The organism is Streptomyces sp. MMG1121 (assembly GCF_001280015.1).
Lineage (GTDB): Bacteria > Actinomycetota > Actinomycetes > Streptomycetales > Streptomycetaceae > Streptomyces.
Genome location: NZ_LGDV01000272.1, coordinates 1 through 6304, shown reverse-complemented (window position 1 = coordinate 6304; position 6304 = coordinate 1). Strand labels below are relative to the sequence as shown.

General features: G+C 71.4%; 4 protein-coding genes. 3 read left to right on the top strand and 1 reads right to left on the bottom strand.

What is annotated here, in order from left to right; genetic code table 11:
• The coding region (locus tag ADK64_RS42120; protein WP_078993173.1) for an amidohydrolase at positions 1-1803 on the bottom strand (1803 nt) is incomplete at its 3' end.
• Positions 1804-1910: 107 nt separating this feature from the next.
• Between ADK64_RS42120 and ADK64_RS42115 the strand changes: the two genes are divergently transcribed.
• From ADK64_RS42115 to ADK64_RS42105, 3 genes are all read left to right on the top strand, one after another.
• A complete protein-coding gene (locus ADK64_RS42115; protein WP_053667552.1) occupies positions 1911-2645 on the top strand; it encodes a TetR/AcrR family transcriptional regulator in 735 nt (244 codons plus the stop codon).
• A 79-nt stretch (positions 2646-2724) separates the two neighbouring features.
• Positions 2725-4392, top strand: a complete 1668-nt coding sequence (locus ADK64_RS42110; protein ID WP_053667551.1) for a flavin monoamine oxidase family protein — start codon at positions 2725-2727, stop codon at positions 4390-4392.
• Between the two features lie 539 nt (positions 4393-4931).
• Entirely contained in the window at positions 4932-5951 is a 1020-nt protein-coding gene (locus ADK64_RS42105; RefSeq protein WP_107093244.1) for an alpha/beta hydrolase, read from the top strand.
• Positions 5952-6304 lie beyond the last annotated feature (353 nt).

Genomic DNA, 6304 nt, shown 5'->3' with positions numbered 1-6304 from the left:
GCTCTGCTGGCGGTCCTGAGGGTGGGCATGGGGGCCTTCGAGCGGCGGGCTGAGCGGGCATGCGGGGAGGGGGGGGGAGTGGGCGAGGGGGAGGGCGGGAATCGGGGGGCAGCGGGTGGCGGCATAGACGGGGCTGCCGTCGAGGAAGGTCATGCGAACCGTGGTGTCGCCGATCTCCTCGGGCGGCCCGGCGAAGGGGTCGCGGTCGAGGACGACCAGGTCGGCGGCCTTGCCGGGCTCGACGGTGCCGGTCTCCTGGTCGAGGTGGTTGGCCCAGGCGCTGCCCGCGGTGTAGGCGGTGAAGGCCTGGGCGAGGGTGAGCGCCTGCTCGGGGTAGAAGGGGCGGCGCGGGCGGCGGTCCGCGGCGGCGTTGGGAGCCTGGACCGGCACGGCGCGGTTGACCGCGGCATGGATGCCCCACAGCGGGTCGGGGCTGCTGACGCCCCAGTCACTGCCGGCGACGAGGCGGGCCCCGGCGCGGGCCAGGTCCCCGAAGGGGTACTGCAGCGCGGCGCGTTCGGGGCCGAGGTAGGGGATGGTCAGCTCGTCCATCTGCGGTTCGTGGGCCGCCCACAGGGCCTGGATATTGGCGGCGGCGCCGACCTCGGCGAAACGCCCGAGGTCGTCGGGGTGGACCACCTGGAGGTGGGCCAGGTGGTGCCGGTTGTCGCCTGGGCCGTTGGCGGCGCGGGCGGATTGCAGGGCGTCGAGGACCTCGCGGACGGCGCGGTCGCCGAGCGCGTGGAAGTGGAGCTGGAAACCGAGTGCGTCAAGGCGGGTGACGCCTTCGCGCAGCACCTCGGTATCGATGAAGGTGAGGCCCCGGTTGCCGGTGGCGCAGCCGCAGGCGTCGAGGTAGGGCTCCAGCATGCCGGCGGTGAAGTTCTCCGCGATGCCGTCCTGCATGATCTTGACGGTGGTGGCGCGGAAGCGGCCGACCCGGCCGCGCAGGCGTCGCTCGACCAGCTCGGGGATCTGCTCGACACCGCGCTCGCGGTCCCACCAGAGCGCGCCGACGACGCGGGCTCGGAGCGAACCGTCGCCGGCGGCGTCGACGTAGACCGAGAAGTTGTCGGGATTGCCGGGGAAGGCGCCGATCATGGCGTCCTGCCAGGCGGTGATGCCGAGCGAGAAGAGGTGTTCTTGGGCGGCGAGCAGGCCGGCGCGGGCCTGCTCGGGGGTGGCGACCGGCACCAAGCGGGCGACCAGTTCCATCGCGCCCTCTTGGAGGACGCCGATGGGCGCGCCGTCCGGCTCGCGCTCGATCCGGCCGTCGGCGGGGTCGGCGGTGTGCCGGTCGAGGCCCGCGATCTGCAGGGCGCGGGAGTTGACCCAGGCGCCGTGGCCGTCGCGGTTGGTGAGCAGCACCGGACGGTCGGGGACGACGGCGTCGAGTTGGTGGCGGGTGGGGATACCGTCCGGGAAGACGTCCATGGACCAGCCGCCGCCGAGGATCCATTCGGCCTCCGGCACGGCCTCGGCGTAGGCGGCGATGGCGGCGAGGCAGGCGTCGGCGCTCCGGTGGGCGGAGAGGTCGCAGCGGAGCATCTGCACTCCGGCGACGGCGGGGTGGACGTGGGCGTCCTGGAAGGCGGGGGCGAGCAGCCCGCCGTCGAGGTCGATGACCTCGGTGCCGGGGCCGACCAGCGGGCGCAGTTCGGCCTCGGGCGCGACGGCGGTGATCCGCCCGGCGCGGATGGCCACGGCTGTCTCGACGGGCTGCGCACCGCCGTCGGCGGTGAAGGTCCTACCGCCCCGGAAGAGCAGCTCGGCATGGGTTTGTGACGGTACGTGCGACGCCATCGGCGCATTCCTCCCCGAGTGGTGGTGAGAGGAGTGAAGCGTCGCGCAACGCTGTTGTCAACGGTGTTGCGCGCAGGCCGGGGCCGCATCGTTACACTGGCGGAACCATGACCAAACCACCCACCCCACGCGCCACCGCCCCGGCGGACAAGCCACCCGGCCGCGGTCGCAGCAGACGCTCCGGAAGCGAGCTCACGCCCGAGGCGATCGTCCAGGCCAGCCTGCGCATCGCCGCCCGGGGCAGCGCGAACGCCTTCACCGTCCGTCGGCTCGGCGAGGAACTGGGCGCTGATCCGACCGCCGTCTACCGACACTTCCGCGACAAGGACGAGCTGCTGCTGGAGGTCGCCGATCGCACGCTGGGCGAGGTGCTGGACTCGATCCCGGAGGGCCTCGGCTGGCAGGACCGGATCCGGGCCCTGGCCGACGGCTCGCTGGCCGTCGCGCTCAAGTACCCGGCGGTGGCCTCCACCATGGCCAGCCGGACCACCCGGCGGGCCAATGAATTCCGTGTCGTCGAGCTGATCCTCGGCGCGGTCACCGAGGCCGGGCTGAGCGGCGCGGAGGCGGCCGTCCACTACCGAATGGTCGGCGACTCGCTGCTGGCCCTGGTCGGGCAGCGGGCTGCCTTCCGGCTCTTCTCGCCCACGGTCAGGGCGGCCGATGAATCCTCCTGGACCCACGAGTACCGGCTGCTCGATCCGGAGCACTTCCCGCAGATCACCGCCGTCGCGGACGAGTTGGCGGCGGTCACGCTGGACGCGGTTTTCCGGGCCAGGGTGGAGTCACTGATCACCGCGATCGAGCGCAGGGTCACCGAGCTGGGCGTGGGTGGGGAATAAGCGCAACACTGTTGACAACAGCGTTGCGGCGACAGTTCACTCCCGGTCGGCATCATTCGATCCCGAGAGAGGGATTCTCATGCACCGGGAACCCGTCAGATCCCCCCTGGCCTCCCCTTCCACCTCCCGCACCGGGCTGCCCGACAGCGGGCTGGGCCTCGCCTTCTCATGGGAGGGCGAGGCACGGCGGCGCGGTATGCCCGTCGCCGAGGTGGCCGGTGAGCGCGCGGAGCGCGCCTCTCTGGGCCGCCGTCAACTCCTGGCCGGTACCGGCGCGGCGACCGTCGCCGCACTGGCAGGCGCCACGCTGGCCGGGGCGGCGCGGGCTGCCGCGGCGACCGCGTCCGCAACCACCCCGCGCGTGGTGATCGTCGGAGCGGGACTGGCCGGGCTGCGCTGCGCCCACGCCCTGTGGACCGGCCCCAAGGCCATCGCCTCCACCGTCTACGAGGCCGACACCACCCATGTCGGCGGCCGCTGCTGGTCGCTGCGCGGCTTCTTCGCGAGCGGCCAACTCCACGAGCACGGCGGCGCCTTCATCAGCTCCACCGACTCCGCGGTGCTGGGACTGGCCAAGTCGCTCGGCCTGAAGACCGAGATCGCAGGCGGCGGCGAACTGCCGGCCGGCGACTACGCCGGCTGGATCAACGGCGGCCGCTACGACGGCGCGGCTCAGCAGAGCGACTGGGTCGCCGAGGCGTACGACGCCTTCGCCGACTCGTACACGGCCATGGGCACCCCGCGCTGGAACAGCTCAACTGCCGAGGCCAAGCGCCTGGACCGGCTCTCCTGCCTGGACTACCTGGCCGAGATCGGCCTGCCCTCCGGCTCGGCACTGGGCCAGCTGATCCAAACGATTCAGCTCCAGGGTGGCGGCGAACCCGCCCGGTCCTCCGCGATCGGAATGATCGGCTTCCTCGGCGGCTCGTCCGCCTTCGACGGCGGGAGTGGCTTCGACGAGAAGTACCATCTGGTCGGCGGCAACGACCAGCTGGTCAGCGGCATGGTCGGGCAACTGCCCGCCGGAACCGTACAGCAGGGCCGCCAACTGGTGGCGGTCACCCAGAACAGCGACGGCAGCTACGACTGCACCTTCGACCCCACCGGAGGGGCGGGCTCGACGGTCAGCGTCCAGGCCGACCATCTCGTCCTCGCACTGCCGTTCAGCACGCTGCGGGACGTGGATCTGTCCCGCTCCGGGCTGTCCACGCTGAAGCTGACGGCGATACACCGGCAGGGCATGGGCCAGAACGCGAAGATCGTGACCCAGCTCAACTCGAAGACCTGGCCCTCGCTCGGCTACAACGGCGTCAGCAACACCGGCCCGAGCGGCTACCAGACCGCCTGGGACGGCTCCGTCTCCCTCGGCCCGAAAGGCAGCCCGGCCCTGCTGGTCAACTTCCCCGGCGGCACAACCGCCTGCTCGACCCTCACCGGCGCCGCGCACGGACCGGCCCCGGCGGCGGACGTCACCTGGTTCCTCTCCCAGATCGAGCAGGTGTTTCCCGGCACCACCGCCTCCTACAACGGCCTCGCCTACGAGGACCACTGGTCGCTCGACCGCTGGCACAAGGGCGCGTACCACTACTACGGCATCGGGCAGTACACGACCATCGCCGGCTACGAGGCCGTCCAGGAGGGCCGGGTCCACTTCGCCGGAGAGCACACCGACGTCGACAACGCCACCCTCGACGCGGCGGTCGCCTCCGGCGAGCGGGCGGCGGCGGAGATCACGGCCCAGATCTGAAGCACCGGCCGGCTGTCCTGCGCAGCCGCACGTTCCGGCCTCCGCCGAGTGGCGGACCCACGAAGACCGCCGCACTGTTGAACTGCTCGAGTGCCAACTGAAGCGCCCGGCGTGCGACACGAGGTCGCGGTAAGCGACCGGGCGACGACCGCAGCCACGATCTGTCGTGCTGCGGCGCCTGGGCTGCCTCAGGCTGACGGGCCGACCGCCGCTGGAGTTCCGCTTCCGGCCGGCGGCCTGGTGGCCCTCTCCGGGATGACCGCCTTGATGTGGCGTCTGCGCAGGTGGGCCTGGTTGCCGCGGGACGAGGAGACGCGGGCTCGATTGTCGGGATTTCGCATCAAAGACCCGCTGAACGGCTTGGTTGAGCAACCTCTGGCCCTGGCGCGTCCATCCAACGGGACGGAACTGACCTTCTTGCCCCTCGGGGCACTACCAGCCGGAGCAGCAAGATGAGGAATCCACCTGCCGGGATCCACCGGTCCAAGGGCCGACGTCGCGCCTCCCGCGCCCGACGTTGGATCATCAGGGCGGCGTCCGTGGCCACGCTCGGCCTGATCGCCTGGCAGGTGATGAGTCACTACGAGATCCCGCCGTTCACGGACAAGGGCGACCCCGTTAACTACGACCAGGCCGGCGGCGCGCGGCACGGCAACGATGCGAAGGCCGCCGGCTCCAAGACGCTGATGCCCACGGGCCCCAAGGCCGAGTTCAGGAACGTCGAGACCCTGAGCGACGGCACCCACGTCAGCGTCGTCACCCTGGACGGACCGAAGTCCGGGTTCAAGGGCAAGGTGTGGGTCTGGGCTCCCAAGGAGTACCAGGACGCGAAGTTCGCCGCGAGTGGCTTCCCCGTGATGGTCGCCCTGCCCGGCGGCCCCGGCAACGACAGCAACTACTGGTCGGTGGGCGAGTTCGGCCCGGACCGGCTCTCGCTGGAGAAGAGCATTTCCAAGTGGTACGAGCAGGGCAGGGGCAAGCCCTTCCTGCTGGCCATGCCGATCCTCAATCCGGGCCCGGACACGCACGGCATCTACTGGGACGCCAGTGACATCCCCGACCAGCCGAAGATGGGCACCTGGCTGACGGAGGACGTCCCGGACCTGATGAAGGCCAACTTCCGCACGATCAAGGACCGTGCGGGCTGGAGCTACATGGGTTCCTCCACCGGCGGCTTCGCGAGCCTGAAGGCCGTCCTGAAGCATCCCGACAAGTTCAAGACCGCCATCGCCAACGGTCCCGACATCGTCCCCGACTCCCCGCTGTGGCGGGGCCACGAGAAGGAGATGCGGGAGAACAACCCCAAGGTGCTGGCCAAGCGTCTGGCGGCCGCCAAGGGGCCGGACGTCTACGTCGCGTTCCAGGTCGGCACGAGGGAGAACCCCGCGACCATCAACGCCATCAAGAACTTCATGGCCGCCTACGGCAAGGGCCCGGTCCACACCAAGCTGTGGGAGATACCCGGCGGTACCCACAACGGCGCCACCTACCTGAGGGAAATGGAGGAGCCCGTGCAGTGGGTCAGTGAACGGATGGAGGGCCCCACGCCCTCCTCCTGAGCCCGAGGGGTCGCGCCAGGTACTGGCAGGCCGTGCCGCGGCGGTCACCTCGGGGCGCGGGAGTGGTCGAGCCCGGGGTGGAGGGTTGCTTCCTGTGCCATGCACTCGGGGCGAGCCTGCGCGCTGGATCGAGCCGGTCATCGCGGAGCCGAACTCTGCTGACACCGTGCGCGCCCCGCGCCGGCGGGCAACGGTGGCCGCGGACGGGGCGCCGGTGATGTCGACCCGCTCGGCCCGCCTCGCTGGTTGCGGCCGCTCGCGCAGGGCCTGGGGCCGGGCGGCGTGCACGGTGTCAGCTGTGGTCGCGGCCGCGGTGGGGCCGGGTGTCGTGTGTCTCGGTGTGGGTGAGCGGG